We start from the raw sequence: 25,930 nt of genomic DNA on the forward strand, positions 1-25,930 counted from the left end.
GCCTGTGGGCGAATGATGACTCTGCGCCTCTCTTCGGGTTCATACGCTTTTCCCGGGCGTGCTGTGCGGGAAAAGGGCATGCGCCCGGCAGTCCCAGCAGACCACGTTGCCCGCCGACGCTTGAAATCCACGTTTACGCCCTCATCCTGATTGCATTCAAATTCGAGGACGAATCATGTCTGCGAGCCAGATACTCCCTCCCGAGCCGATCGAGTTGCCGCTGCTTCCGCTGCGCGACGTGGTCGTATTTCCTCACATGGTCATCCCGCTGTTCGTGGGGAGGCCCAAGTCCATCAAGGCGCTGGAAGCCGCGATGGAAGCCGGCAAGAGCATCATGCTGGTGGCCCAGAAGTCGGCTGCCAAGGATGAACCCTCGGCCGACGACATCTACGAGATCGGCTGCCTGGCCAGCATCCTCCAGATGCTCAAGCTGCCCGACGGCACCGTCAAGGTGCTGGTCGAGGGTGCCCAGCGCGCCCGTATTACCCGCATCGACGACCTGGGCGCGCATTTCGCCTGCGAACTCGTGCCCATCGATCCCGACCGGGGCCAGGGCTCTGAAACCGAGGCCCTGCGGCGCGCGATCGTGTCGCAGTTCGACCAGTACGTCAAACTGAACAAGAAGATCCCGCCCGAGATCCTGACCTCGCTGTCGGGCATCGACGAGCCCGGCCGGCTGGCCGACACCATCGCGGCGCACCTGCCGCTCAAGCTGGAGCAGAAGCAGAAGATGCTCGAGGTGTTCTCCACCTCCGAGCGGCTGGAAGCGCTGCTGGCCCAGCTCGAGACCGAGATCGACATTCTCCAGGTGGAGAAGCGCATCCGCGGCCGGGTCAAGAAGCAGATGGAGAAGAGCCAGCGCGAGTACTACCTGAACGAGCAGGTCAAGGCCATCCAGAAGGAACTGGGCGAAGGCGAGGACGGTGCCGATTTCGAGGAACTCGAAAAGAAGATCATCGCCGCCCACATGCCCAAGGAGGCCAAGAAGAAGGCCGATGCCGAGCTCAAGAAGCTCAAGCTGATGTCGCCCATGTCGGCCGAGGCCACCGTGGTGCGCAACTACATCGACACGCTGGTCGGCCTGCCGTGGAAGAGGAAGAGCAAGGTCAACAATTCCTTGCCGCACGCGGAAGAGGTGCTCAACGACGACCACTACGGCCTCGACAAGGTCAAGGAACGCATCCTTGAATACCTTGCCGTGCAACAGCGCGTGGACAAGGTCAAGGCGCCCATTCTGTGCCTGGTCGGCCCTCCGGGCGTGGGCAAGACCTCGCTCGGCCAGTCGATCGCCAAGGCGACCAACCGCAAGTTCGTGCGGATGGCGCTGGGCGGCGTGCGCGACGAATCCGAGATCCGCGGCCATCGCCGTACCTACATCGGTTCGATGCCGGGCAAGATCCTGCAGAACCTGTCCAAGGTCGGCGCGCGCAATCCGCTCTTCCTGCTCGACGAAGTCGACAAGATGGGCATGGACTTCCGTGGCGACCCGGCGTCGGCGCTGCTCGAGGTGCTGGACCCCGAACAGAACCACACCTTCCAGGACCACTACGTCGAGGTCGATTTCGACCTGTCCGACGTGATGTTCGTGGCGACCAGCAACACGCTGAACATTCCGCCGGCCCTGCTGGACCGGATGGAGGTCATCCGCCTGTCGGGCTACACCGAAGACGAGAAGGTGCACATCGCCATGCAGCATCTGCTGCCCAAGCAGATGAAGAACAACGGGTTGAAGGCCGAGGAGCTCAAGGTCGAGGAATCGGCCCTGCGCGACATCGTGCGCTACTACACCCGTGAAGCGGGCGTGCGCGCGCTGGAACGCGAGGTCAGCAAGATCTGCCGCAAGGTGGTCAAGGGCCTGCTGCTCAAGGGCGACAAGCAACAAGTGGTCGTCACGGCGGACAACCTGAACGACTACCTGGGCGTGCGTCGCTACACCTTCGGCGTGGCCGAGAAGGAAAACCAGATCGGCCAGGTGACCGGACTGGCCTGGACCGAAGTGGGCGGCGACCTGCTGACGATCGAAGTGGCGGTCATGCCGGGCAAGGGCGCCATCCAGCGCACCGGCTCGCTGGGCGACGTCATGAAGGAATCGGTCGAGGCCGCGCGCTCGGTGGTGCGATCGCGCGCTCGCCGGCTGGGTATCGATCACGCGGTGTTCGAGAAGAAGGACATGCACGTGCACGTGCCCGAGGGCGCCACGCCCAAGGACGGTCCGTCGGCGGGCGCGGCGATCACCACGGCCATCGTTTCCTCGTTGACGGGCATCCCCGTGCGCGCCGACGTGGCGATGACGGGCGAGATCACGCTGCGTGGCGAAGTCCTGCCTATCGGCGGCCTGAAGGAGAAGCTGCTGGCCGCGCACCGGGGCGGTATCAAGACCGTGCTGATTCCGGAGGAGAACGCCAAGGACCTGGCGGAGATCCCGGATACGGTCAAGAACCATCTCGATATCGTGCCGGTCCGCTGGATCGATCGGGTGCTCGAACTCGCGCTGGAGCGGCTGCCCGAGGCCTTGCCCGAGGAGGAGGCCGCGAAGGCCGAGGCCAAGGTCGAGGCCCACGTGGCGGCCGAAGGCGGGGCTGCCACGGACCCTGTCATGAAGCACTGATCCCGCGGTCTGGGTCGTGGAAGAGGGCACGCAAGTGCCCTCTTTTTTTTCGTCACATGCGGAAACATCAGGTTTTACGCGGTTTTCCAGCGGGTTTCCCTTGACACGACTTTCTGCCCGAGGATTAAATAGCCGTCTGCGTTTCGTACCGGCAAGAGCAGTTTCGATGCGGTACGTCGCTCTTCGGGGGTGCCCCTTGCGGACTCGCATCGGGACCAAAAATTTTTTCCACAGATAGACCTTGTGAGGGGCCTAATGAACAAGACCGAGCTTATCGACCACATCGCCAAGCAAGCCGACATTTCCAAGGCGGCTGCCGGCCGTTCGCTGGATGCGCTGGTGGGAGCGGTGAAAACGACGCTCAAGAAGGGCGGCACGGTGACGCTGGTCGGTTTCGGCACTTTCGCGGTGAGCGCTCGCGCGGCCCGCACCGGCCGTAACCCGCGTACCGGCGAAGCCATCAAGATCAAGAAGGCCAAGGTGCCGAAGTTCCGTCCGGGCAAGGCGCTGAAAGACGCCGTCAACTAAGGCGTAAGCACTTCGTGACGAGAAACCCTGGTTTGGTGCCAGGGTTTTTTTTCGTTCCCAGGTTTCAGGTCTCAGCGTGTGGACGCACGGCAGCGGGGGGCGGATGCAGGTGCCTGGGCAATCCGCTACAATACGCGCCGAGTCACGGTTCGCAGCCAGAGGGTGCTTAGCTCAGTTGGTAGAGCGGCGCCCTTACAAGGCGTAGGTCACAGGTTCGACCCCTGTAGCACCCACCACTCTGTTGCAGCGTAGACGTGCCGGGATCAAGGGCTTGGAGTCATCCAGGCCCTTTTTCTTTGGGCCGTCGCCGGGACCGCGCCATGCGTTTTTGGGTTTCCGCTATTGACATTCTTTATGCTCATATTTAGCATAAGTCCGGTCGATATTTTTTTATTCGAAAAATGCTCAACATGAGCATAAATGGATGGATGACAGGATGAGCCAGACGCTGCTTCGCACTTTCGATTTCGATTCACCCTCGGCCGCCGGCGGCTCCTGCTCGGTGGGGCAGGCCTGGGCCAAGGTGCCCGAAAGTTTGCCGGGGCAGCGGCGGGACGAACTGAAGGCGCGTATCCGAGCGTTGCTCCAGCGCGAGAACGCGGTGCTGGTCGCGCACTACTACGTGGATGCCGAATTGCAGGAACTGGCAGACGAGACGGGAGGCTGCGTCGCGGACTCGCTGGAGATGGCGCGCTTCGGCCGCGACCATCCTGCCACCACGCTGGTGGTGGCAGGTGTGCGCTTCATGGGGGAAACGGCCAAGATCCTCAGTCCCGAGAAGCGCGTGCTGATGCCGGACCTGGACGCCACCTGCTCGTTGGACCTGGGCTGCCCCCTGGACGACTTCTCGGCCTTCTGCGATGCCTATCCCGACCGCACGGTGGTGGTCTACGCGAACACCAGCGCGGCCGTGAAGGCGCGCGCGGACTGGGCCGTCACGTCGGCCATCGCGCTGGATATCGTGGCGGACCTGCATGCTCGCGGGGAAAAGATCCTGTGGGCGCCCGACCGGCACCTGGGCGCCTACATCCAGTCGCAGACCGGGGCCGACATGTTGCTATGGCAGGGGTCGTGCCTGGTGCACGACGAGTTCAAGGGCATCGAGCTCGAATTGCTGCGGGAGGAATATCCGCAGGCCAAGGTGCTGGTGCACCCGGAGTCGCCGCCGGCCGTCGTGGCCCAGGCCGACGTGGTGGGTTCGACCTCGCAGATGATCAAGGCGGCGCGCGAGCTTGACGCCACGCATTTCATCGTGGCCACCGACCAGGGCTTGCTGCACAAGATGCGGCTGGCCGCCCCCGGCAAGGTTTTCATCGCGGCGCCCACGGCGGGCGCAAGTGCGACCTGCAAGAGTTGCGCGCACTGTCCGTGGATGGCCATGAACGGGTTGGAAAACCTGATGGGATGCCTGGAGCAGGGCGCGGGCGAAGTCCTGCTGGAGCCGGCGCTGGGGCGGCAGGCGCGCCGGCCGATCGACCGCATGCTGGATTTCGCCGCCCGCCGCGACCGCCGGGTCAGGGCCAGCGGCGATCTGGCGCGCGACGCCGCGCTGTTTTCCGCGGTCGGGCCGGCGTAGTTCACGCTGGCCGCGGAAGGCATGGAGCCCCAGGCGCCATGCTAGAATCGGCTCGACACTAATGGGTGCCCATTGGCCTTGAGCCTGTGGGCATTTTGCTTGTATGGCCGTCGTGCCGCTGGCATCCGACCGGAGTATTCGCGCATGTTTGACCTCATCCGTAACCATCGCCGCTGGATGCAGTTCGTCCTGCTGCTGCTGATCCTGCCGTCGTTCGTCTTCGTCGGCATACAGGGGTACTCCAGCTTCATGGAAGGCGACAAGTCGCTGGCCAAGGTGGCGGGCGAAACCGTGACGCAGCAGGAGTTCGACGCGGCGTCGCGCAACCGGCTCGACCAGTTGCGCGGCATGATGGGCGCGCAGTTCGATTCGCAGGCCTTTGATACGCCGGCCATGCGCCAGGCGGTGCTGGACGAGATCATCAACACCCGCCTGATCGCGGCCGAGGCTACCAAGAACCATTTCTCGGCCTCCGACGACCAGCTCCGCGCCACCATCCAGGCGATTCCCGCCGTGCAGGAAGACGGCAAGTTCAGCAACGCCCGCTACCGCGACGCGCTGGCCGCCCAGGGCATGACCCCGGTGATGTTCGAGGCCCAGTTGCGCCGCGACCTGGCCCTGCAGCAGGTGCTGGGGCCGGTGGCGCAATCGACCACCATGCCGGACGCCGTCATGGACCGCCTGGTGGCCGCGGCGACCGAGCGTCGCAGCATCCAGACCCTGCGCGTGGCCGCGGCGGACTATCGCGCCAAGGTCAGCGTCAGCGACGACGAGGTGAAAGCCTATTACGAGGCCAATCGCGCCCGCTTCCAGGTGCCGGAACGCGTCGACGCCCAGTACGTGGTGCTGGACCAGGGCGCATCGACCTCCGGCATGACGGTGTCCGAGGACGACATCAAGAACTACTACGAACAGAACAAGGGCCGCTACGGCCAGGAAGAACAGCGCCGGGCCAGCCACATCCTGATCACGGTCGATAGCGGCGCGAGCGAGGCCGTGCGCGAAGAAGCGCGCAAGAAGGCGCAATCCCTGGACGAGCAGGCCAAGGGGCCCAAGGCCGATTTCGCCAAGCTGGCGCGCGAGAACTCGCAGGATCCCGGCTCGGCCACCAAGGGCGGCGACCTGGACTGGTTCGGCCGCGGCATGATGGTCAAGCCTTTCGAGGATGCCGCCTTCGCGCTGAAGGAGGGCGAGGTGTCGGGCGTCGTGACGACCGACTACGGCTTCCACGTCATCAAGCTCACCGGCATCCGTCCGGCCGTGGTCAAGCCCCTGGCCGAAGTCCGCGCCCAGATCGTCGAGGAAATCAAGCAGCAACAGGCTGCTCGCCGTTTCGCCGAGGCCGCCGAGCAGTTCACGAACCTGGTGTACGAGCAAAGCGACACGCTCGACCCCGCGGCCCAGAAGTTCGGCCTGAAGATCCAGGAAGCCCAGGGCGTCACGCGCAGCGGGCTGCAGGGCAACGACGTCATGGGCAATCCCAAGGTGGCGCAGGCTCTGTTCTCGGACGAGGTGCTGCGCGAGAAGCGCAACTCGGGCGTGATCGAACTCGCTCCGAACCGCCTGGCGGCCGTGCGAGTGGTCAAGCATGTGCCGGCATCGGTGCAGCCCCTGGCCGACGTGTCGAGCGGCATCCGCACGCAGCTGACGCAGGACAAGGCGCTCGATCTGGCCCGCGCGGCGGGCGAGGAGCGCCTGAAGGCCCTGCGGGCCAAGGATTCGAGCCAAGGTTTCGGCGCCGCCGTTACCGTGGCGCGCAATGCGCCGCAAGATGTCGCGCCCGCGCTGCTGAACGCGGTCATGAAGGCGCCGGCCGACAAGCTGCCGGCTTTCGTGGGCACGATCGCCGGCGACGACTATGTCATCGCCCGGATCTCCAAGGTCGAGGCCGCGCCCAAGCCCGACGCCGCCGCGATCGCCGGCGAGAAATCGATGATGGAGCGCCGTTGGGCCCAGGCCGAGCAACTGGCCGTGCTACAGACGCTGCGTGAGAAGTACCAGGTCACGGTCTCGCCCGAAGGCACCGCCCTGACCACCGCCGCGCCAGCCGCCGCCGAGCGCTGACGTCGCCGGCCGGCCCGGGGGCCGGCCGCGTCAGGACTTGCCGGTACCCAGCAGCGGTTCCAGGCGAGGCCAGACGTTGTCCAGCAGGCGTGGCTGCGCCTGCGCCGTGGGATGCAGGCGGTCGGGCTGGAACAGCTCGATGTGCTGGGCGACGCCGTCCAGCAGGAAAGGCAGCAGGGCCGCCTGCTGCTCCTTGGCCACCTTGGCGAACAATTGCTGGAAGCGCTGCGTGTAGTCGCGGCCGTAGTTGGGCGGGATCTGCATGCCCACCAGCAACACGCGCGCGCCAGCCTGGCGCGACGCCTGCACCATCTTGTTCAGGTTCTGTTCGGTCATCTGCAAGGACAGCCCGCGCAGCGCGTCGTTGGAGCCCAGTTCGATCACCACCACGCCCGGCCGATGGCGCGCGAGCAGCGCCGGCAGCCGGCTGACGCCGCCGCTGGTGGTGTCGCCGCTGATGCTGGCATTGACCACGCGATAGTCGAAATTGCGCTCGCGCAGGCGGGCCTCGAGCAGCGCCACCCATCCCGTTCCGCGCGGCAGGCCGTACTCCGCGGACAGGCTGTCGCCCAGCACCAGCAGGGAAGGCGAGGAACTCGCGGCGGGGGCGGCGGTCTGTGCCAGGGCGGCCGGGACAAGGCCGCACAGCGCGGCCGCGCACAGCGTGCCCGCGAACAGGCGCCGCACGGCGTCGTGCGGGATACGGGCAGCGCCTTGAGGCGGCTGCGACGAGCGAGGCTTTATCATGTCTTTCCTTTCTTCCAGCGATCCAATCATGACGGGACCGACCCGATCCGCCGCGAGCCAGCCCGCGGCCACGCCTGCCGACCAGCCGGCCATCGCCGTGCGATCGCTGACCAAGCGGGTGGCCGATTCGAGCGGCGAGCTCGCCATTCTCGACGCGGTCGATTTTACGGTGGCCTTCGGAGAGACCGTGGCCATCACCGGGAGTTCGGGGTCGGGCAAGTCGACGCTGCTGGGCCTGCTGGCCGGGCTGGACGTGCCGACCTCCGGATCGGTGCACCTGGCCGGCCGCGACCTGTTCGCGCTGGACGAGGACCAGCGGGCCGGCCTGCGGGCGCGCCACGTGGGCTTCGTCTTCCAGTCGTTCCAGTTGCTGCCCCACCTGACCGCGCTCGAGAACGTCATGCTGCCGCTGGAATTGGCGGGCCGCGATGCGCGCGCCGCGGCCACGGCCATGCTGGAGCGGGTGGGCCTGGGCGCGCGCCTGCGCCATTATCCGCGGACTCTGTCGGGCGGGGAGCAGCAGCGGGTGTCCCTGGCGCGGGCCTTCGTGGTGGAGCCGGAGCTGCTGTTCGCCGACGAACCCACGGGCAGCCTGGATTCGGCCACCGGCGAGGCCGTCATCGACCTGATGTTCGAATTGCACCGCGAGCGGGGCACGACCTTGCTGCTGGTCACGCACGATGCGAAGCTGGCGCAGCGCTGCGCACGTCAGTTGGTGGTGGCCGGCGGGCGCCTGGTGCACGACTCGGCCGGCGACGTATCCTGAACTGAACGCCCGCCGCGCGGGTCAGCGTCCGCCGCGATTGCGCAGGTCGCGCGCGGCGGGCGCGATTTCGCTGGCCGTCAGGCCGATCGGGCCGGTGCCGCGCGCCACGAGCTCATCGGCGGCGGCGCCGTGTAGCCAGACTCCGGCCCGCGCGGCCTCGCCCGTTTCCAGGCCTTGCGCCAGCAGCGCGCCCAGCATGCCGGCCAGCACGTCGCCGGTGCCGGCGGTCGCCAGCCCGGCATTGCCGCTGTCATTGATGCTCCAGGCGCCATGCGGCCCGCACACGATGCTGCCCGCGCCCTTCAGAACCACCCAGGCGCGATAACGCGCGGCGAGTTCGCGGGCGGCCTCGATGCGGTCCGCCTGCACGTCGTCGGTCGAGAGACCCAGCATGCGGGCGGCTTCGCGTGGATGCGGGGTCAGTACCGCGGGGCCGCCGCGGGCCGCCAGGGCGCGGGCCAGGTCGGGCAGCGCGCCCAGCAGGACCAGCGCATCGGCGTCCAGCACCATGGGGGCCGAGGCGGGCGCCTCGGCCAGCAGCCGCCCGAGCCAGCGCTCGGCGCCGGCATCGGTGCCCAGGCCGCAGCCCGCGACCCAGCCGCTGACGCCCAGCCGCGCGGCATGATCCAGCAGTCCTTCGGCATCGCGCAGCATGAGTTCGGGATGCTGCGGGTCGCAGGGCAGCGCCAGCGGCGCCGATTCGGCCAGCCCGACCAGGATCTTGCCGGCACCGCCGTACAGGGCCGCGCGGGCGGCCAGCAAGGCCGCGCCGGTCATGCCGGGGGCGCCGGCCAGGATGGCCAGCGTGCCGAAACTGCCCTTATGGCTGTCCTGCTGCCGGGGGCGGAACAGCGCCGCGCAGTCGGCCTGCCGCACGAGCAGGCCGCCGTGGGGCCGCTGGGCATGGCGGGCGATGCCGGCCTCCAGTTCCAGGTCGGCGACGCTGACCGTGCCGGCATGATCGCGGCCGGCACGCGTGTGGAGTCCGGGCTTGTCGGCGATGAAGGTCAGGGTGTGGCGGGCCACGACGGTGCCCGGCTGCGCGCCGCCGGTGTCGGTGTCGAGTCCGCTGGGAGTATCCAGCGCCAGGATGGGTGATCCCTGCCGCGCGGCCCAGGCCGCCCATCGCTGCGCGGTCTCGGGCAGGGGGCGCGAGAGCCCGATGCCGAACAACGCATCGACGATCAGCGTGCGCGACGGATCGGGCAGGTCGCGGGCATCGGGTTCGCCAGCCTGCAACAGGCCCGCGGGCAATTCCTGCCAGGCCTGTTCGGCGTCGGGCGGCCGCTTGCCGGCCGACAGCGCCCAGACGCGGACCTGGCGGCCGGCCTGGTGCAGCAGCGCGGCCAGCATCAAACCGTCGCCGCCATTGTTGCCGGGGCCGCACAGCAGGTCGATCGCGTGCCCGGGCCAGCGTTCGGCGATGAGCGCGGCCGCCGCGCCGGCGGCTCGCCGCATCAGGGTGTGGGGCGGCAGCGCGGCCTGCGCCTCGCGTTCGATCAGCCTGATGGCGGGGGTGCGCAGCAGCCGGTGCGGGTAGGGATCCATGCGCTAATTCTTGCGCGCGTAGCGGCCGATGTCCAACCCGTCCAGTTCGATCTCCGGCGTCCGGCCGGCGACCAGGTCGGCGACGATGCGCCCCGTGCCTGCCGCCATGCTCCATCCCTGCGAACCGTGGCCGACGTTCAGGTACAGCCCGGGCAGCCGGGTGGCACCGAGTACCGGCGGGCCGTCCGGCGTCATGGGTCGGGTGCCGGCCCACCAGGTCGCGCGCGAGAAATCCAGCATGCCCGGCATCCAGTCCTGAGCCGCCTTGACCAGCGTGCGCAGGGCCTTGTCGCGCAGGGCCGGGCCGCGCCAGCCCAGCTCGGCCGTGCCGGCGACGCGCAGGCGCTGGCCGAGCGGCGTTACCGTCACGCGATAGGTTTCGTCCACGAAGGCGCGGCGCGGACCGATGACGTCGTTGCGCAGGGGGAGGTTGGCGACATAGCCCCGCACCGGGTAGACCGGCACGCGCACGCCCAGCCGGCCCAGCCACTCCCCGGCGTCGCTGCCCGAGGCCACGACAACCGCCTGCGCCGATAGCGTGCGGCCATCCTGCAGGCGCACGCCGGCGACGATGCCGCCGGCGTTCTGCACGGGCTGGGCGACGGTGTTGAACACGAACTCGACGCCACGCCGTTCGCATTCGGCCGCCAGCAGCCGGGCGAACAGCGGGCAGTTGCCCGACTCGTCGTCCGGATAGTGGATGGCGCCTGCCAGCGGCGTGCCGACGTGGACCGCGTCCTGCAGGTGGACGTCCATCGCCGTGGCTTCCTCCGGGCTCAGCAACTGGTGGGCGATGCCGCTTTCCTGGAGGATCTGGCGGGTGGCCAGCGTCGCGTCCACGTCGCGCTGGGTGCGCAGCAACTGCAGGTAGCCGATGCGGCGTTCGTACTCGAAGCCGTATTCTTCGCGCAGCGCGGCCAGTTGGGCGCGGCTGTAGCGGGCCACGCGCTGCATCGTGCGCTTGTTGGCGGCATGGCGTTCCGCCCGGCACTGGCCCAGCCACTTCACCAGCCATTTCCACAGCGCCGGGTCCAGCGAGGCGCGCAGCGCCACCGGCGCCTCGCTCTTGAACAGATGGGCCAGCACGCGGGCGGGCATGCCCGGGGCGGCCCACGGGGCCGCGTAGTCGGCGGCCAGGATGCCCGCGTTGCCGAAGCTCGATTCCTGGGCGACGCCGCTGCGGCGGTCGACGACGGTTACCTGCATGCCGTGCCGGTTGAGCCAATAGGCGGTGCACACACCGACGATGCCGGCACCGATCACAATCACACGCATGGGGTCTGGTCGCTTCTTCTGGTCGAGCCCGTTTTCCCGCCGGGACGCGAGGGCATTCCGGGGAACGGGCACCGGATTTTAAGCGGGGAGGGCGGGTATTCGCTCGTGGTTTTTCCCGATCCCCCGGTACGAAGTAAAATCACGGCTAGTCACGCGCTTTTCTCGCGTTTTCTCCCTCCTTTCCTCGGCTTCCAGCTCGCTTATCGTGGCCTCCATCCTGCGCCTCTCCGGCCCCCTCGCCCTTTCCTCGTTCCGCCGCGACCGCCTGTTGCGCCGCCTCCAGGCCCTGAATGCCTCGGTGGCGGATGTCTCGGCCCGGTTCGTGCATTTCGTCGCCGTCGAGGGCGACCTGGCCGCCTATGACCGCCAGCGTCTGGAGGGCCTGCTGCGCTACGGCGATCCGGCCCCCGAGGCCCAGCAAGGGCTGGAACTGCTGGTCGTGCCGCGCCTGGGCACGGTTTCGCCCTGGGCCAGCAAGGCCACCGACATCGCCCACAACTGCGGGCTGGCGCAGGTGCGCAGGATAGAACGGGCCGTCGCGTACACGGTGGTCCCGAAGCGGGGCCTGCTGGGCGGCGCCAAGTCGCTGTCGGCGGACGACCTGGCCGCGCTGGCCGGCGCGTTGCACGACCGCATGACCGAGACCGTGGTCGACGGCGCCTTCGATGGCGCCCCGCTGTTCGCGACCCTGGCCGGCAAGCCCATGCAGACCGTGCCCCTGCTGGCCGAGGGCGCGCCGGCGCTGGTGGCGGCCAACCGCAGCATGGGACTGGCGCTGTCCGACGACGAGATCGACTACCTGGTCGAGGCCTTCAACGGCCTCGGGCGGAACCCGACCGACGTGGAACTGATGATGTTCGCCCAGGCCAACAGCGAACATTGCCGCCACAAGATCTTCAACGCCCAGTGGGTCATCGACGGCCAGCCGCAGTCCGAGACCCTGTTCGGCATGATCCGTGCCACGCACAAGGCGCAGCCGGAAGGCACCGTGGTGGCCTATTCCGACAACGCCGCCGTCATGGCCGGGGGCAGGGCGGAGCGCTTCCATGTGCAGCCCGGTACCGAAGGCCAGGTGTACGGCCGCCGCGAAGCGACGGTCCACACCTTGATGAAGGTCGAGACGCACAACCACCCCACGGCCATTTCGCCTTTCCCTGGCGCCTCGACCGGCGCGGGCGGCGAAATACGCGACGAGGGCGCGACCGGCCGAGGCTCCAAGCCCAAGGCGGGCCTGACCGGCTTCACGGTATCGCACCTGCGTTTCGACGACGCCCTCGAGCCCTGGGAACACGACGGCCACGGCGCACCCGACCGCATCGCCTCGCCCCTGTCCATCATGATCGAAGGCCCCATAGGCGGTGCCGCGTTCAACAATGAATTCGGCCGGCCCAACCTGCTGGGCTATTTCCGGACCTTCGAGCAGACGGCGGGCGGCGTGCGCTGGGGCTACCACAAGCCCATCATGATCGCCGGCGGCCTGGGCAGCATCGACGACGGCCTGACCCACAAGAACGACCTGCCGCCCGGTTCGCTGCTGATCCAGCTGGGCGGGCCCGGCATGCGCATCGGCATGGGCGGCGGCGCCGCCTCCAGCATGGGCGTGGGCAGCAACACCGCCGACCTGGATTTCGATTCCGTCCAGCGCGGCAACCCCGAGATCGAGCGCCGCGCGCAGGAAGTCATCGACCGCTGCTGGCAGCTTGGTGCCGACAATCCCATCCAGTCCATCCACGACGTGGGCGCGGGCGGCCTCTCGAATGCTTTCCCCGAACTGGTGGACGGCGCCGGACGCGGCGCCATATTCGACCTGCGCAACGTCCAGCTCGAAGAGTCGGGCCTGTCGCCGGCCGAGATCTGGTGCAATGAGTCGCAGGAGCGCTACGTGCTGGCCATCCTGCCGCAGGACCTCGAGCGCTTCGACGCGCTGGCACGCCGCGAGCGCTGCCCCTATGCCGTCGTGGGCGTGGCCACCGAGCAGCGCCAGTTGCGCGTAGTCGATGGCGAGGGCTTCGCGGCGGGCGATGTCGCCGCCGCCGACTGGGCGCGGACCTCGCGTCCGGTGGACGTGCCGGTCGACGTCATCCTGGGCAAGCCCCCCCGCATGGAGCGCGACGTCGCGCGCCAGCCGGGCGCCGGCGAATCCATGGACGTGGTCGGCCTGGAGTTGGACGACGTGGCCCTGCGCGTGCTGCGCCATCCCACGGTCGCCAACAAGACCTTCCTGATCACCATCGGCGACCGCACGGTGGGCGGCTTGTCCTCGCGCGACCAGATGGTCGGGCCGTGGCAGGTGCCGGTGGCCGACTGCGCGGTCACGCTGGCCGACTACAGCGGCACGCGCGGCGAAGCGATGGCCATGGGCGAGCGCACTCCGCTGGCCGTCATCGACGCCCCGGCCTCGGGCCGCATGGCCGTGGCCGAAGCCATCACCAACCTGGTGGCGGCGCCCGTGGTCCGGATCGAAGACGTCAAGATGTCCGCCAACTGGATGGCCGCCTGCGGCGAGCCCGGCCAGGACGCGGCGCTGTACGACACCGTCAGCGCGGTCAGCGCGCTGTGCCAGCGCGTCGGGCTGTCCATTCCCGTGGGCAAGGATTCCCTGTCCATGCGCACGGCCTGGGACGAGAACGGCGAACAGCGCCGCGTGGTGGCGCCGGTGTCTCTTATCGTCACCGCCTTCGCGCCGGTGGACGACGTGCGCAGGACCCTTACGCCGCAATTGCGCACCGACCAGGGCGACACGACCCTGATCCTGGTCGACCTGGGGCGCGGCAAGCACCGCTTGGGCGGTTCCGTGCTGGCCCAGGTCATCGGCCAGGTCGGCCAGCAGGCCCCCGACATCGACGTCCCCGACGACCTGCGTGCCTTCTTCGCCGCGATCCGTACCCTGGCCGACAGCGGCGTGATCCTGGCCTACCATGACCGTTCCGACGGCGGCCTGTTCGCCACGCTATGCGAAATGGCCTTCGCCGGCCATACCGGCCTGTCGATCAACCTGGACATGCTGACCCTGGATCCGTATGCCGCGGATTGGGGCGACTTCAAGATCCGGCCGGAACAGGTCGCCGTGCAGCGCGACGAACTGACCGTCAAGGCGCTGTTCTCGGAAGAGGCGGGTGCCGTCATCCAGGTCCCCGCCGCCAGCCGCGATGCCGTGATGGAAGTGCTGCGCGGCGCCGGCCTGTCGGCCCATTCGCACGTGATCGGCGAACCCAACGACCGGGACGAGATCGAGTTCTACCGCGATGCCCGCAAGATCTGGGGCAAGCCGCGTGCCGAACTCGGCAAGGCCTGGAGCGAGGTCAGCCGCCGCATCATGGCGCTGCGCGACAATCCCGACTGCGCGCAGGCCGAGTTCGACGCGTGGGACGACGTCGCCGACCCTGGCCTGTCGCCCAAGGTCGATTTCGACCCGCAGGAAGACATCGCCGCCCCCATGATCGCCACCGGCGCGCGTCCGCGCATGGCCATCCTGCGCGAGCAGGGCTGCAACAGCCAGGTCGAGATGGCCTATGCCTTCGACCGTGCCGGCTTCGAGTCCTGGGACGTGCACATGACCGACCTGCTGAGCGGACGCATCGACCTGTCCAGCTTCAAGGGGCTGGTCGCGGTCGGCGGCTTCAGCTACGGCGACGTGCTGGGCGCCGGCGAGGGCTGGGCCAAGACCATTCAGTACAACGCGGTGCTGGCCGACATGTTCGCGGCCTACTTCGGCCGCGGCGACACCTTCGCGCTGGGCGTGTGCAACGGCTGCCAGATGCTGGCAGCGCTGGCGCCCATGATTCCGGGGGCCCAGGACTGGCCGCGCTTCACGCGCAATCGGTCGGAAAAATTCGAGGCCCGCTTCTCGCTGGTCGAGATCCCCGAGTCGCCGTCCATCTTCTTCGACGGCATGGCCGGCTCGCGCATGCCCATCGCCGTTTCCCACGGCGAAGGCTATGCCGACTTCTCGCAGCAGGGCAAGGCCGACGCGGCGCTGGCCGCCATGCGCTTCGTCGATCACGCCGGCAAGCCGACCGAGGCCTATCCCTACAACCCCAATGGCAGCGCCGGCGGCCTGGCCGGCGTCACCACGGCGGACGGCCGCTTCACCGCCCTGATGCCGCACCCCGAGCGGGTGTTCCGCAACGTGCAGATGTCGTGGAGTCCGGCTTCGTGGGGCGAGCGCGACAGCGGCGGCGAGTTCTCGCCGTGGATGCGCATGTTCCGCAACGCGCGCCGTTGGACCGCTTGAGCCCGCGAGGCAAATAAAAACCCCGGGCAGGACCCGGGGTGCGAGGGCCGGCAGCCTGGGCTGCCGACATAAGGGGCCGCCTAGCGGCCTTTTTTCTTAGAAGCGGTGTTGCAGACCGACGGCGAGCTGACGGTAGGTCATGTCGCGGTTTTCGTCGAAGTTGCGCACGTCGTTGTCGGCGAAGAACGCATACAGGTTGGTCCGCTTGGACAGGTCGTAGGTATAGCCGACGGCCCAGCCGTTCACCTTGGACTTGGTGGCCTTTTGCCAGGCGGCGTACAGCTTGCCGGGGCCGATCGGGGCGCTGGCACCGATGGTGTAGGCGCTGTCGCTGGAGAACTGGCCGCCGTTGGCGACGACGCCGTTGTAGCCGTTCAGGAAGGCCGGGGTGATGTTGTTGGCCTTGGCATAGCCGGCGTGCAGGGCGACGACGCCGAAGTCATACGACGCACCCAGGGTCAGGTTGCGGAAGGTCTTGGTGCCAGGCAGCGGCGATTCCACTTGCTGATAGGTCAACACACCCTTGATCGGGCCGTTGTCGTACTTCAGGCCGGCGTCGATCATGCGGTTGTTCTTGCCGCTTCCCGGGGCCTCGCTTTCGCCGTTCGGGCTGGCGAAGGCATTGAAGCTGTAACCAACACCGGCCTGGACGCCGTAGAACGACGGGCTGTAGTAGTAGACCGAGTTGTTGACCCGGCCGCCGCCCATGACGGCGTCGTTATAGGCGAAGGTGCTGCCGATGCTGGCGGTGCTGAAGCTCAGGCCGAAGGGGTTGGCAACGCCGGCGGCCCACATGAAGGCCAGGTTGGTGGTGCGGCCCAGGGTCAGGCGGCCGGCTTGGGCGCTTTCGAGACCGACGTAGGCATAGCGGCCGAACAGGCGGCCGTGGGTCTGCTGACCGTTATCCACCGTGAAGCCGTTTTCCAGGGTGAAGATGGCCTTCAGGCCATTGCCCAAGTCTTCCGAACCGCGCATGCCGAAACGGGATTGGCTCATCAGGCCACTATCGATGCCCTTGACGGACTGACCGTCGCGCTTGGCGTAGTTGAAGCCCGCATCGACCAGGCCGTACAGCGTAACGGAGCTCTGTGCATGAGCGGCGCCGGCAAAGCCTGCCAGCAGGGCGGTCGCGAGTAGGGTTTTTTTCATTTACTTGGTCTCCAGCTGAAAAACATTCGACAAGTTGGCTGACGTCCCGGCGGGGTCGGTGCAGGACCGGCTCCTTCGGCGCGCCGCCGCCGTCTGATTCCCGATTTCCAGGCGTTGCTGCTTAGGCTGCGAAGAAATCTGAAGAAATTTCACCAGAAAGGATTAAGAGTGCCAACTGTTAAATCTGATGCGATATTCAGAGATGTTGCGATTCTGTCGAAACCAATTGGTCTTATCGGTGTTCGCGCAACAGGAAACGATTGGTGTTACATCCAGCAACGTAAGAGACACGGCGAGAGTTACCACGGTCGACTAGGCAAAAAAGAACCCCGCACAAGGCGGGGTTCATGCTTGGTCGCACCGGGGCCGAAGCCTCGTAGAGACCGGCTCAGGCCGGTATCAAGTGCTTAGAAGCGGTGCTGCAGGCCCACGGCGAACTGACGGGCGTCCAGGCTCTTGTTGGCCGTCCAGTCATGCACTTCGTTTTGCGAGAAGTACGTGTACAGGTTGGTGCGCTTGGACAGATCGTAGCTGTAGCCCAGAGCGAAGCCCTTGACCTTCGACTGCGTGGCCTTCTGGTAAGCAGCGTAGGCCTTGCCAGGTCCCAACGGAGCGCTCAGGCCCAGAGTCCAGGCGTTGTCCTTGGTGAAGTTGGCGGACGTGGCGCCGCTGGTGTAGCCACCGTAGGCAGCGGTGTTGTTCCAGGTACCCGGGTTGCGGATGCCCTTGGCGTTGGCGTAGCCGCCGTAGACGGCCACGACGCCGAAGTCATAGTTCACGCCCAGGGTCAGGTTCTTGAACTTGCCGTTGTTCGCGGTCAGTTGCGACGGGTTCAGGTACTGGTACGTGATGACGGCTTTCAGGGGGCCGTTTTCATACTTCAGGCCCAGGTCCAGCAGGCGGTCGTTGTTCTTGCCCTTGGCGACTTCGGTGTCGGGGTTCGACTGGAAGCTGTAACCGATGGCGCCCTGGAAGCCCGAGAACTTCGGCGAGTAGTAGTAGATCGAGTTGTTCACGCGACCGGCACCCAGTTCGGCGTCGTTGTAGCCGAAGGTGCTGCCGACGGTGGACTGGCCGAAGCTCAGGCCGAACGGGTTGGCGATGCCAGCGGCCCACATGAAGCCCAGGTTGGTGGTACGGCCCAGGGTCACGCGACCAGCAGAGGCGCTTTCCACGCCGACGAAGGCATAACGGCCGAACAGACGGCCTTGGGTTTGCTGGCCGTTGTCAACGTTGAAACCGTTTTCCAGAGTGAAAATGGCCTTCAGACCACCGCCGATGTCTTCCGAACCACGGATACCCCAGCGCGACTGGCCCATCAGGCCGCTGTCGATGCCCATGCGGCTGTCGTTGCCTTCGATCTTGCTGTAGTTGAAGCCAGCGTCAACCAAACCGTACAGCGTGACGTTGCTTTGCGCTTGAGCGGCACCTGCGAAGCCAGCCAGCAGCGCGGCGGCAAGAAGGGTCTTCTTCATTTAAATAGGTCTCCAGCGGAGTGAGTAACTCGATAAGCCGAAGGGACACGCCGGAAGACAGCATTGCTGCCGCTTTCCCCCAAGACTAGCCCCCCGTCTTGCTTACGATTTCTACGCGATGTACTTGCTGTGAAGAAATCTCGATGGATTTCACCAGAAAGCCCCTGGAGTGCCAATAGTTAATTCCCTTGCAATAAAGATGTGTTGTGCTTTGCTCTAAGGTTTTGTTACCTAATTGCAACCTTGAGGCTGTGGGAACCTGCGAATCCCTTGTTCTGCCGGGGGTAAAGCAAGAAAAACGCCCCGCAACTCAGGCCTGTACGGGCTGGTTTGGCGGGGCGTCAGGTTCAACCCAGGGAAACCCTGATTGTTGAAAATTTAATTATCAGGACAGTATTTTTTGTTGGTTGAATCCAACAAACTTATTGGATCCGGGCTTTTTCACGCAGGCTGGTCTGGAAATCACGCAGCTTGGTCTGGCGCAGGGATTCCTCGATTTGCGGGCGCAGTTGCTCCAGCGGCGGGAATTGGACCGGGCGCACGTCGTCCAGTCGGATCACGTGCCAGCCGAACTGCGTCTGCACCGGCGCCTCGGTGGTCTGGCCCTTCTGCAGGGCGGCCAGCGCGTCGGCGAACGGCTTGACGTAGGTGCTGGAGGGCGCCCAGTCCAGGCTGCCGCCGTTGGCGGCCGAGCCGGGGTCCTTGGATTGCTTGGCCAGATCCTCGAACTTCGCTCCCTTCTTCAACTGGGCGATGATGTCCTTGGCCTGGGCCTCGTTTTCGACCAGGATGTGGCGGGCCTGGTATTCCTTGTCGCCCTGGGCGCTCTTGACGCGGTCGTACTCGGCCTGGATGTCTTGCGGCGAGACCGGGTTCTTGGCCAGGAAGTCATTGAACAGCCCGCGGATCAGCACGCTCTGGCGGGTCAGGTCGATTTCGGCCTGGACCTCGGGCTGCTTGGCGACGCCGCGCTTGTCGGCTTCCTGCAGGAAGATTTCGCGGTTGATCAGTTCTTCCCGGATCTGCTCGCGCAACTGGGGAGAGTCGGGCTGGCCCTGCTTGGTCAGCAGCTTGACGAATTGGTCCACGCGCGACGAGGGGATGGCCTTGCCGTTGACCACGGCGGCATTCTGCGCAAAAACCGGAGCGGCCAGGGTCAGCGCGGCAGCCATCATCAAAACACGCTTCATGTATGGAAGTCCTTGAAGGTAGAGGGGGGAGTGAGGTCGGTTGAAAAGACCGGGCTCAAGAGGTTGGTGCGGAGTCTTCTTCTGGTGTCAGCGCCTGGAGCGCCAGCGCATGGATGTGCGCAGGCATCAAGTCTGCCAATCGATCATACACCAGCCTATGCCGCGCTACCCGGTTGAGCCCCGCGAAACGGGGCGAAACAATGCGTAGCCGGAAGTGTCCGGCGCCGCCGGCCGCGCCGGCATGGCCGGCATGCAGATGGGAGTCGTCCTGCACGTCCAGCGTGACGGGATCGAGCTCCGACAGGCGCTCGCGGATCCATGCCATGCGGTCGGTGTTCATGAGCGCTCGGCTCCCGCGTCGGCCTCTTTCTTGGCGATGTCGGTGGCCGAGACTTCCTGGGCGGGCTTCATGTGGCGGCCGAGATAGAGCGATTGCAGAACGACGAACACCAGCAGCAGTCCGAAGATGCCGAATACCTTGAAGCTGACCCAGGTTTCGGTGGGCCAGTTGTAGGCGACGTACAGGTTCAGGCCGCCTACCGCGGCGAAGAACGTCACCCAGGCAAGATTGAGCCGGCTCCAGACCGCTTCGGGCAGCTGGATCTGCGCGCCCAGCATGCTGCGCAGGAAGTTGCGCCTGAACAGCCACTGGCCGCCGCCCAGTACCGCCGCGAACAGCCAGTAGAGCACCGTGGGTTTCCATTTGATGAAGACTTCGTCGTGCAGGAACAGCGTCGCGCCCCCGAACACCACGATGATGGTCAGGTTGATCCAGTGCATGGGCTCGATCTTCCTGCGCCGCACCAGCAGCCAGACGATCTGCAGCACGCTGGCCGCCATGGCCACGCCCGTCGCGACATAGATGTCGGCGAACTTGTATGCGGCAAAGAAGAGAACAAGCGGGAAAAGATCGAAAAGTAATTTCATCGAATCGTCGAGAAGAAAATGCGCCAGAGTGGGACAAGAAAACCGTCCCACCGTTCTCCAAAGCTTACCAGCAGCCCCCCGGGGGGCGCCGGGCTACAGCGGTTCGAACTTCAGCGAGACCGAATTGATGCAATAGCGCAGCCCCGTCGGGGGTGGGCCATCCTCGAAGACGTGGCCCAGGTGGGCGTCGCAGACATTGCACAGGATCTCGGTGCGGACCATGCCATGGGTGGTGTCGAGTTCTTCGCGCACGTTGTCGGGGTCCAGGGGGGCGAAGTAGCTGGGCCAGCCGCAGGCCGAGTCGAACTTGGTGTCCGAGGCGAACAGCGGCGTGCCGCAGGCCACGCAGCGGTAGATGCCGGGTTCGCGATGATCCCAGTACTGGCCGGTGAACGCGCGCTCGGTCGCTTTCTCGCGCGCCACGGCGTATTGCATGGGCGTGAGCAGGGTGCGCCATTCGGCATCGGATTTCGTGACTTTGGGCCGGTCGGACATGGTCTACCTCATGAAGAACAACTGACTTGCAGTGCGCCCGCCCAGTCGGGCGGCACGCGGGCGTAGCTTTCGTGGCCGGGTTGTTCGGTATAGGGATCGCGCAACAGCCGCATCAGCCGGTCGATTTCGCCGGAGTCCCGTTCCTTCGCGGCGCGGATCGCCAGCTCGGCCAGGTGGTTGCGCAGTACGTACAGCGGATTGACGCGGTTCATGGCCGCGGCGCGTTCGGCGTCGGGCCGCCCGTCCTGCGCGAGGCGGGTGCGATAGGCGGCGAGCCAGGCGCCGGCGGCGTCGCGGTCGGCATACAGGTCCTCGAAGGTCTCGACGCCCGGGGCCGCCGGCGTGCCGTCGACGCTGGCCACGCTGGCCAGGCGCCGGAAGCTCAGGGTGAAGTCGGCGCGGTTCTGGTGCATGACGGACCACAGGCCGTTCAGGAGTTCTTCGTCGCCGGCCTGCCATTGCGCCAGGCCCAGCTTGGCGGCCATCCGGTGGTGGAAGGCGGCCAGGAAGGCGCTTTCATAGCCGGCCAGCACGGCCCGCAGGGCGTCTTCGTCCTGCACCAGCGGCATCAGCGCGCCTGCCAGGCGGTACAGGTTCCAGTGGCCGACGGCGGGTTGGGCATCCCAGGCGTAGCGCCCGGCCGTGTCAGAATGGTTGCAGACGTGGTGGGCGTCGAAGCCGTCCATGAATCCATAGGGACCGTAGTCCAGCGTCAGCCCCAGGATGGACATGTTGTCGGTGTTCATGACGCCATGGCAGAAGCCCACGGCCTGCCAGTCCGCCATCAGCGCGGCGGTCTTGCGCGTGACCGCCGCCAGCATCCGCAGGTAGGGACCGGCGTCGGTGTCGGCGACACCGGCCGGGGCCGGGCGGCAATCGGGATAGAAGCGGTCGACCACATAGTCGGCCAGGGTGCGCAGCAGGTCGGGGCGCTGGCGGCTGGCCCAGTGCTCGAACGAGCCGAAGCGCACGAAGCTGGGCGCCATGCGGGTGACGATGGAAGCGGTTTCGACCGTCTCGCGGATGACGGGATCGTCGGAGGCGACCAGCGCCAGCGCACGCGTGGTCGGTATGCCCAGGCCATGCATGGCTTCCGAGGCGAGATACTCGCGCACCGACGAACGCAGCACGGCCTTGCCGTCGCCCATGCGTGAATAGGGCGTCAGGCCCGATCCCTTGAGCTGCAGTTCCCAATTGCCGTCGGGGCCGGCCACTTCGCCCAGCAGCAGCGCGCGGCCGTCGCCCAGTTGCCCGGCCCAGACGCCGAACTGATGGCCGCTGTAGACGGCGGCCAGCGGCGCACCGCCCGGCAGCGGGCTGGCGCCCGAGAACACGGACAGGAACTCGGGCGTGGCCAAGGCTTCGGGCGCGAGGCCGATCAGCGCGGCGGCCTCGGGGTTGGCATGCACCAGCCAGGGGTCGTCCAGGGGCTGGGGCGATACCCGTGAATAGAACGCGTCCGGCAAGGCGGCGAACGAGTTGTCGGTACGCAGGGACTGGAGAGTGCTGGCGAGCTTCACGACGTTGGAACAGTGATTGGCGGTCCGGCCTCACGCCGGGTATCAATCAAGGTTAACCTATTTGCCGTTGTTTCCTTGTTTCCCTTTTCCCCGGCGAGGCCGCCGCCTCGGCTGTGCGGGCCGCTCGGAGTATTGCTTGGACGGGCTCATCGTTTCGCTGCTGAACGGCCTCAGTTATGGGCTGTTGCTTTTCATGCTTTCGTCCGGGTTGACGCTGATCTTCAGCATGATGGGCATCATCAACTTCGCCCATGCCAGTTTCTACATGCTGGGCGCCTATGCCGCCCATGCCGTGGCCGGTGCGCTGTCGCCGGCGCTGACGGCGGGCGCGGCATTCTGGGTGGCCCTATTCATCGCGCCCGTGCTGGTCGGGCTGGCGGGCGCCGTGGTCGAACGGTTCGCGCTGCGCCGCCTGCGCGGCCGGGGGCACGTGGCTGAACTGCTATTCACGTTCGCACTCGCCATGATCATCGCCGAACTGGTGCAACTGGCATGGGGCCGGTCCGCCGTGCCCTACCGCATGCCGGCGGCCTGGGGCGAGCCGCTTTTCAGCCTGGACGGGCATGCCTTTCCCATGCACCGCCTGGTGGTCGCGCTGGCGGCCGGCCTGATGCTGGCGGGGTTGTGGTGGGGCTTGACGCGTACGCGTACCGGCCTGATCGTGCGCGCGGCGCTCAGCCATCCGGCCATGGCGCAAGCGCTGGGGCATGACGTGCCTCGTGTGTTCATGCTGGTGTTCGGCGCCGGCTGTTTGCTGGCCGGGATGGCCGGCGCGATAGGAGGAAGCGTGTTCGTGACCGAACCGGGCATGGCCCAGGCGCTGGGGCCCATCGTCTTCGTCGTGACAGTGGTGGGCGGGCTGGGATCGCTGGCGGGGGCGTTCTGGGCCAGCCTGCTGATCGGATTGCTGCAAACCCTGGCGGTCGGATCCGCCTGGTCCCTGGCCGCGCCGGCATCCTGGCTGGGCGCGTCCGATGCGGCGCGGGCGCTGGCGGCCTGGCCCTTGTCGCGTGTCGCGCCGGTGCTGCCCTATCTGTTGATGGTGGCGGTGCTGGTCTGGCGGCCGCGCGGACTCATGGGCGTGCGCGAGACATGAGTCCGCGCGCGGATGGCAGGCGGTTCCTGGCCTGCGTGGCCCTGGGGTTGGCGGTGCTGGCGCTGGCGCCGCTGAGTTTCGATAGCGGCTTCCAGCTGGGCCTGATGTCGCAGATGTGCGCGATGGCGCTGTTCGCGCTGTCGTACAACCTGTTGCTGGGCCAGACGGGGATGCTGTCGTTCGGACATGCCGTCTACGCGGGACTGGGCGGATATGCCGTCATCCACCTCCTGCGCGGCATGGATGGCGGGCCGTTCGTCTTTCCCAGCGTGTTGCTGCCCGTGGCGGGCGGGGTGGCGGGGGCGGCCTTCGCCGCGTTGATCGGGTACCCGACCACGCGCCGGGGCGGGACGTCCTTCGCCATGATTTCGCTGGCGGTGGGCGAACTGATCCATGCCGCCGCCGGCATGCTGCCGGAATGGTTCGGCGGGGAGGGCGGGCTGGCGGCCGACCGCACGGCCGGTCCGGCGTTCGTCGCCGGTCTATGGCCGGGATGGAGTCTTGGGCCCGATCTCCATGTCTATTACCTGACCGCCGCCTGGACGGCTGCCTGCGCGCTCGCCATCCATGCGCTCGGCCGCACGCCGCTGCTCAAGCTTGCCAACGCCGTGCGCGACAATCCGCAGCGCGTGGCTTTCATCGGCTACGACCCGCACCGCGTCCGCTATCTGATGCTGACCTTGTCGGCGTTCTTCGCCGGCGTGGCGGGCGGGCTGATGGCGCTGAATCTGGAGATCGCCAGCGCCGACAGCATGGGCGCGTTGCGATCGGGCGCGGTGCTGCTGGCGGTGGTGGTGGGCGGCAGCGGCCTGTTCCTCGGGCCCGTGGCCGGCGCCGTCGTGGTGACGTTCTTCTCGGTTGAGCTGTCGCGCCATACCGGGGCCTGGCAGTTGTACCTGGGGCTCGCCTTTGCCGCCGTCGTGCTGGCTTTGCCCGGTGGATTGGCCGGGGGCATACGCGATGCGGCGCGGCGGGGGGCGCGAGGCGAATTGGCGCACTGGCTGCGCGCCAGGAAATGGACGATCGCCGGCGCGTTGAGCGGCATGTCGGGGCTGAGCCTGGCGATCGAGCTGGCCTATGGCCGCGTCCACGGCACGGGCGGGCAGGGGGTGGTCTCGTGGTTCGGGCTGGTGCTGGATCCGTCCGCGCCGCTGCCGTGGAGCGTGGCCGGCGTGCTGTCGGTGCTGGGCGCGGCCGGCCTGTTCCTGGGGCGGGTCCAGAGCCGGCTGGTGCCGTCGCCGGAGCAATGCGATGGGTGACGCACGGGACAAGGCTGGCATCGATGCCTTGACGCTGGAGGGCGTGGGCAAGCGCTACGGAGCGGCCCAGGTGCTGGACGACGTGAGCCTGCGTGTCGCGACGGGCGAGTTCCACGCCTTGATCGGTCCCAACGGAGCGGGCAAATCCAGCCTGTTCAACGTGATCTCGGGCCTGACTCCGCCCTCGGCGGGCAGGGTGCGCCTGCGGGGCCGCGACGTCACGGGGCTGCCGGCGCATCGCCTGGCCCGGTTGGGGTTGTCGCGCAGCTTCCAGGTGGCCAACGTGTTCGGCCGCATGTCGGTGTTCGACAACCTGCGCTGCGCCGCCATGCGCCGGGGCGGCCTGGGCTATCAATGGTGGTGTGCGCTGGATCGCGGGCGCGGCGTGGCGCAGCGGGCGCACCAGGTCATGGCGCAGCTCGACCTGGAGCGGCGCGCGCAGCTGCCTGCCGGCGAACTGAGCTATGCCGAGCAGCGCGCCCTGGAGCTGGGCATGGTGCTGGCGACCGACGCGCGCGTCGTCCTGCTGGACGAGCCGACGGCCGGCATGAGCCGGGCCGAGACGGCGCGCATGATGGAACTGATACGCGGCACCTGCCGGGGGAGGACGGTGCTGATCGTCGAGCATGACATGCAGGTCGTCTTCGGCCTGTCCGATCGCATTTCGGTCATGGTCCAGGGGCGGTTGATCGCCACGGGCGAACCGGAACACATCCGGGCGGATCCGGCGGTGCGCCAGGCCTACCTGGGCGGCGTCGTGCCGGAGCTCGAATGAACGGCCTGCTGGAACTGCGCGGCGTGCATGCCTGGTATGGCCGGGCCCATGTGCTGCAGGGCGTGGACCTGCACGTGGCGCCGGGCGAGATCGTCGCGCTGCTGGGCCGCAACGGCGCCGGCCGCTCCACCCTGGCCCGCGCCGTCATGGGGCTGGTCGAGCGCCGCGGCCGCATGCTCTGGCGCGGCCAGGACATAGGCCGACTGCGCACGTTCGAGATTGCGCGGATGGGCATCGGCTACGTGCCGGAGAGCCGGGACATCTTTCCCGGCATGACCGTCGAGCAGAATCTGGTGCTGGGGCAGAAGGCCGCCAGGGCGGGGCGCTGGGCGATCGCCGACGTCTATCGGCTTTTTCCGCCGCTGGGGCGGCGGGCCAACGTCCAGGCACAGCACCTGTCGGGCGGCGAGCAACAGATGCTGGCCCTGGGCCGTACGTTGATGGGCGATCCGGCCTTGATGCTCGTGGACGAACCGGCCGAGGGGCTGGCGCCGCTGGTGGTGGCGCAATTGGCGGCCTGCCTGGACGAACTGCGCCGCCAGGGCATGGCCATCCTGCTGATCGAACAGAAGCTGGACTTCGCCCTGGACATTGCCGATCGCGCGTATGTGCTGGGGCACGGCACCGTGGTGTTCGCCGGGACGCCGGCCGCCTTGCGCGCGGATGGGCCGGTCAGGCGCGAGTGGATCGAGTTCTAG

At 67.2% G+C, this 25,930-nt stretch carries 20 protein-coding genes and 1 tRNA gene; 11 read left to right on the top strand and 10 right to left on the bottom strand.

All coding sequences use genetic code 11. The annotated features are described in order from the left end of the window. The first annotated feature begins 175 nt into the window (after positions 1-175). From lon to WKR98_RS14850, 5 genes are all read left to right on the top strand, one after another. Positions 176-2,608 carry an endopeptidase La gene (lon, locus tag WKR98_RS14830; RefSeq protein WP_124689829.1) on the top strand — a complete coding sequence of 811 codons (2,433 nt, stop codon included), beginning with the start codon at positions 176-178 and terminating at the stop codon, positions 2,606-2,608. Between the two features lie 189 nt (positions 2,609-2,797). Continuing rightward, on the top strand, positions 2,798-3,136 hold the full coding sequence (locus WKR98_RS14835; RefSeq protein ID WP_165404624.1) for an HU family DNA-binding protein: 339 nt from the start codon (positions 2,798-2,800) through the stop codon (positions 3,134-3,136). A 160-nt stretch (positions 3,137-3,296) separates the two neighbouring features. Continuing rightward, a tRNA-Val gene (locus WKR98_RS14840) sits at positions 3,297-3,372 on the top strand. Between the two features lie 200 nt (positions 3,373-3,572). Continuing rightward, entirely contained in the window at positions 3,573-4,712 is a 1,140-nt protein-coding gene (nadA, locus tag WKR98_RS14845) for a quinolinate synthase NadA (protein ID WP_341434474.1), read from the top strand. A gap of 144 nt (positions 4,713-4,856) precedes the next feature. Continuing rightward, positions 4,857-6,776 carry a SurA N-terminal domain-containing protein gene (locus WKR98_RS14850; RefSeq protein WP_124689828.1) on the top strand — a complete coding sequence of 640 codons (1,920 nt, stop codon included), beginning with the start codon at positions 4,857-4,859 and terminating at the stop codon, positions 6,774-6,776. A gap of 30 nt (positions 6,777-6,806) precedes the next feature. Here the strand turns inward: WKR98_RS14850 and WKR98_RS14855 are convergent, their stop codons facing one another. After that, positions 6,807-7,523 carry an arylesterase gene (locus tag WKR98_RS14855; RefSeq protein ID WP_341433964.1) on the bottom strand — a complete coding sequence of 239 codons (717 nt, stop codon included), beginning with the start codon at positions 7,521-7,523 and terminating at the stop codon, positions 6,807-6,809. A 28-nt stretch (positions 7,524-7,551) separates the two neighbouring features. Between WKR98_RS14855 and WKR98_RS14860 the strand changes: the two genes are divergently transcribed. After that, complete coding sequence (locus tag WKR98_RS14860) at positions 7,552-8,289, top strand: ABC transporter ATP-binding protein (protein WP_124689826.1); 738 nt, start codon at positions 7,552-7,554, stop codon at positions 8,287-8,289. Positions 8,290-8,310: 21 nt separating this feature from the next. On the opposite strand, the gene WKR98_RS14865 is transcribed toward WKR98_RS14860, so the two are convergent. Continuing rightward, positions 8,311-9,837: an NAD(P)H-hydrate dehydratase gene (locus WKR98_RS14865; RefSeq protein WP_341433965.1), complete on the bottom strand. Its 1,527-nt coding sequence runs from the start codon at positions 9,835-9,837 to the stop codon at positions 8,311-8,313. A gap of 3 nt (positions 9,838-9,840) precedes the next feature. Beyond that, a complete protein-coding gene (locus tag WKR98_RS14870) occupies positions 9,841-11,184 on the bottom strand; it encodes a D-amino acid dehydrogenase (protein ID WP_341433966.1) in 1,344 nt (447 codons plus the stop codon). Positions 11,185-11,317: 133 nt separating this feature from the next. On the opposite strand from WKR98_RS14870, the gene purL reads away from it, so the two are divergent. Then, positions 11,318-15,346, top strand: coding sequence for a phosphoribosylformylglycinamidine synthase (purL, locus tag WKR98_RS14875; protein WP_341433967.1), 4,029 nt, complete (start codon positions 11,318-11,320; stop codon positions 15,344-15,346). A 96-nt stretch (positions 15,347-15,442) separates the two neighbouring features. On the opposite strand, the gene WKR98_RS14880 is transcribed toward purL, so the two are convergent. The 7 genes from WKR98_RS14880 to WKR98_RS14910 all read right to left on the bottom strand — a co-directional run bounded on the left by WKR98_RS14880 (position 15,443) and on the right by WKR98_RS14910 (position 22,102). After that, positions 15,443-16,495: a porin gene (locus tag WKR98_RS14880; protein ID WP_341433968.1), complete on the bottom strand. Its 1,053-nt coding sequence runs from the start codon at positions 16,493-16,495 to the stop codon at positions 15,443-15,445. 407 nt (positions 16,496-16,902) lie between these two features. Beyond that, on the bottom strand, positions 16,903-17,970 hold the full coding sequence (locus tag WKR98_RS14885) for a porin (protein ID WP_124689821.1): 1,068 nt from the start codon (positions 17,968-17,970) through the stop codon (positions 16,903-16,905). A gap of 422 nt (positions 17,971-18,392) precedes the next feature. Further along, complete coding sequence (locus WKR98_RS14890; protein ID WP_341433969.1) at positions 18,393-19,160, bottom strand: peptidylprolyl isomerase; 768 nt, start codon at positions 19,158-19,160, stop codon at positions 18,393-18,395. A 55-nt stretch (positions 19,161-19,215) separates the two neighbouring features. Next, a complete protein-coding gene (locus WKR98_RS14895) occupies positions 19,216-19,500 on the bottom strand; it encodes a BolA family protein (RefSeq protein WP_124689819.1) in 285 nt (94 codons plus the stop codon). Continuing rightward, positions 19,497-20,087 (bottom strand): septation protein A, encoded by a 591-nt coding sequence (locus WKR98_RS14900; RefSeq protein WP_124689818.1) that lies wholly within the window; start codon positions 20,085-20,087, stop codon positions 19,497-19,499. The genes WKR98_RS14895 and WKR98_RS14900 overlap by 4 nt, the downstream gene beginning before the upstream one ends. A gap of 93 nt (positions 20,088-20,180) precedes the next feature. Next, positions 20,181-20,582, bottom strand: coding sequence for a peptide-methionine (R)-S-oxide reductase MsrB (msrB, locus tag WKR98_RS14905; RefSeq protein WP_087840631.1), 402 nt, complete (start codon positions 20,580-20,582; stop codon positions 20,181-20,183). Positions 20,583-20,590: 8 nt separating this feature from the next. Further along, positions 20,591-22,102: a protein adenylyltransferase SelO gene (locus WKR98_RS14910; protein ID WP_124689817.1), complete on the bottom strand. Its 1,512-nt coding sequence runs from the start codon at positions 22,100-22,102 to the stop codon at positions 20,591-20,593. 136 nt (positions 22,103-22,238) lie between these two features. Here WKR98_RS14910 and WKR98_RS14915 point away from each other — a divergent pair, with 136 nt between their 5' ends. Genes WKR98_RS14915 through WKR98_RS14930 form a run of 4 tightly spaced genes read left to right on the top strand, consistent with a single transcriptional unit; the run spans position 22,239 to position 25,930 of the window. Continuing rightward, on the top strand, positions 22,239-23,198 hold the full coding sequence (locus tag WKR98_RS14915; RefSeq protein ID WP_124689816.1) for a branched-chain amino acid ABC transporter permease: 960 nt from the start codon (positions 22,239-22,241) through the stop codon (positions 23,196-23,198). Then, positions 23,195-24,457, top strand: a complete 1,263-nt coding sequence (locus tag WKR98_RS14920) for a branched-chain amino acid ABC transporter permease (protein ID WP_124689815.1) — start codon at positions 23,195-23,197, stop codon at positions 24,455-24,457. The genes WKR98_RS14915 and WKR98_RS14920 overlap by 4 nt, the downstream gene beginning before the upstream one ends. Continuing rightward, a complete protein-coding gene (locus WKR98_RS14925; RefSeq protein WP_124689814.1) occupies positions 24,450-25,232 on the top strand; it encodes an ABC transporter ATP-binding protein in 783 nt (260 codons plus the stop codon). Before WKR98_RS14920 ends, WKR98_RS14925 begins: the two co-directional genes overlap by 8 nt. Beyond that, positions 25,229-25,930, top strand: coding sequence for an ABC transporter ATP-binding protein (locus WKR98_RS14930; protein WP_124689813.1), 702 nt, complete (start codon positions 25,229-25,231; stop codon positions 25,928-25,930). Before WKR98_RS14925 ends, WKR98_RS14930 begins: the two co-directional genes overlap by 4 nt.

The organism is Pigmentiphaga sp. YJ18 (assembly GCF_038066655.1).
Taxonomy (GTDB): Bacteria; Pseudomonadota; Gammaproteobacteria; order Burkholderiales; family Burkholderiaceae_B; genus Pigmentiphaga.

Bases quoted from the DNA above. Each gene is read 5' to 3' on its own strand.
- lon (WP_124689829.1), top strand. From the start codon at position 176: ATGTCTGCGAGCCAGATACTCCCTCCCGAGCCGATCGAGTTGCCGCTG.
- nadA (WP_341434474.1), top strand. From the start codon at position 3,573: ATGAGCCAGACGCTGCTTCGCACTTTCGATTTCGATTCACCCTCGGCC.
- WKR98_RS14850 (WP_124689828.1), top strand. From the start codon at position 4,857: ATGTTTGACCTCATCCGTAACCATCGCCGCTGGATGCAGTTCGTCCTG.
- WKR98_RS14855 (WP_341433964.1), bottom strand. From the start codon at position 7,523: ATGATAAAGCCTCGCTCGTCGCAGCCGCCTCAAGGCGCTGCCCGTATC.
- WKR98_RS14860 (WP_124689826.1), top strand. From the start codon at position 7,552: ATGACGGGACCGACCCGATCCGCCGCGAGCCAGCCCGCGGCCACGCCT.
- WKR98_RS14865 (WP_341433965.1), bottom strand. From the start codon at position 9,837: ATGGATCCCTACCCGCACCGGCTGCTGCGCACCCCCGCCATCAGGCTG.
- WKR98_RS14880 (WP_341433968.1), bottom strand. From the start codon at position 16,495: ATGAAAAAAACCCTACTCGCGACCGCCCTGCTGGCAGGCTTTGCCGGC.
- WKR98_RS14885 (WP_124689821.1), bottom strand. From the start codon at position 17,970: ATGAAGAAGACCCTTCTTGCCGCCGCGCTGCTGGCTGGCTTCGCAGGT.
- WKR98_RS14890 (WP_341433969.1), bottom strand. From the start codon at position 19,160: ATGAAGCGTGTTTTGATGATGGCTGCCGCGCTGACCCTGGCCGCTCCG.
- WKR98_RS14895 (WP_124689819.1), bottom strand. From the start codon at position 19,500: ATGAACACCGACCGCATGGCATGGATCCGCGAGCGCCTGTCGGAGCTC.
- WKR98_RS14900 (WP_124689818.1), bottom strand. From the start codon at position 20,087: ATGAAATTACTTTTCGATCTTTTCCCGCTTGTTCTCTTCTTTGCCGCA.
- msrB (WP_087840631.1), bottom strand. From the start codon at position 20,582: ATGTCCGACCGGCCCAAAGTCACGAAATCCGATGCCGAATGGCGCACC.
- WKR98_RS14920 (WP_124689815.1), top strand. From the start codon at position 23,195: ATGAGTCCGCGCGCGGATGGCAGGCGGTTCCTGGCCTGCGTGGCCCTG.
- WKR98_RS14925 (WP_124689814.1), top strand. From the start codon at position 24,450: ATGGGTGACGCACGGGACAAGGCTGGCATCGATGCCTTGACGCTGGAG.
- WKR98_RS14930 (WP_124689813.1), top strand. From the start codon at position 25,229: ATGAACGGCCTGCTGGAACTGCGCGGCGTGCATGCCTGGTATGGCCGG.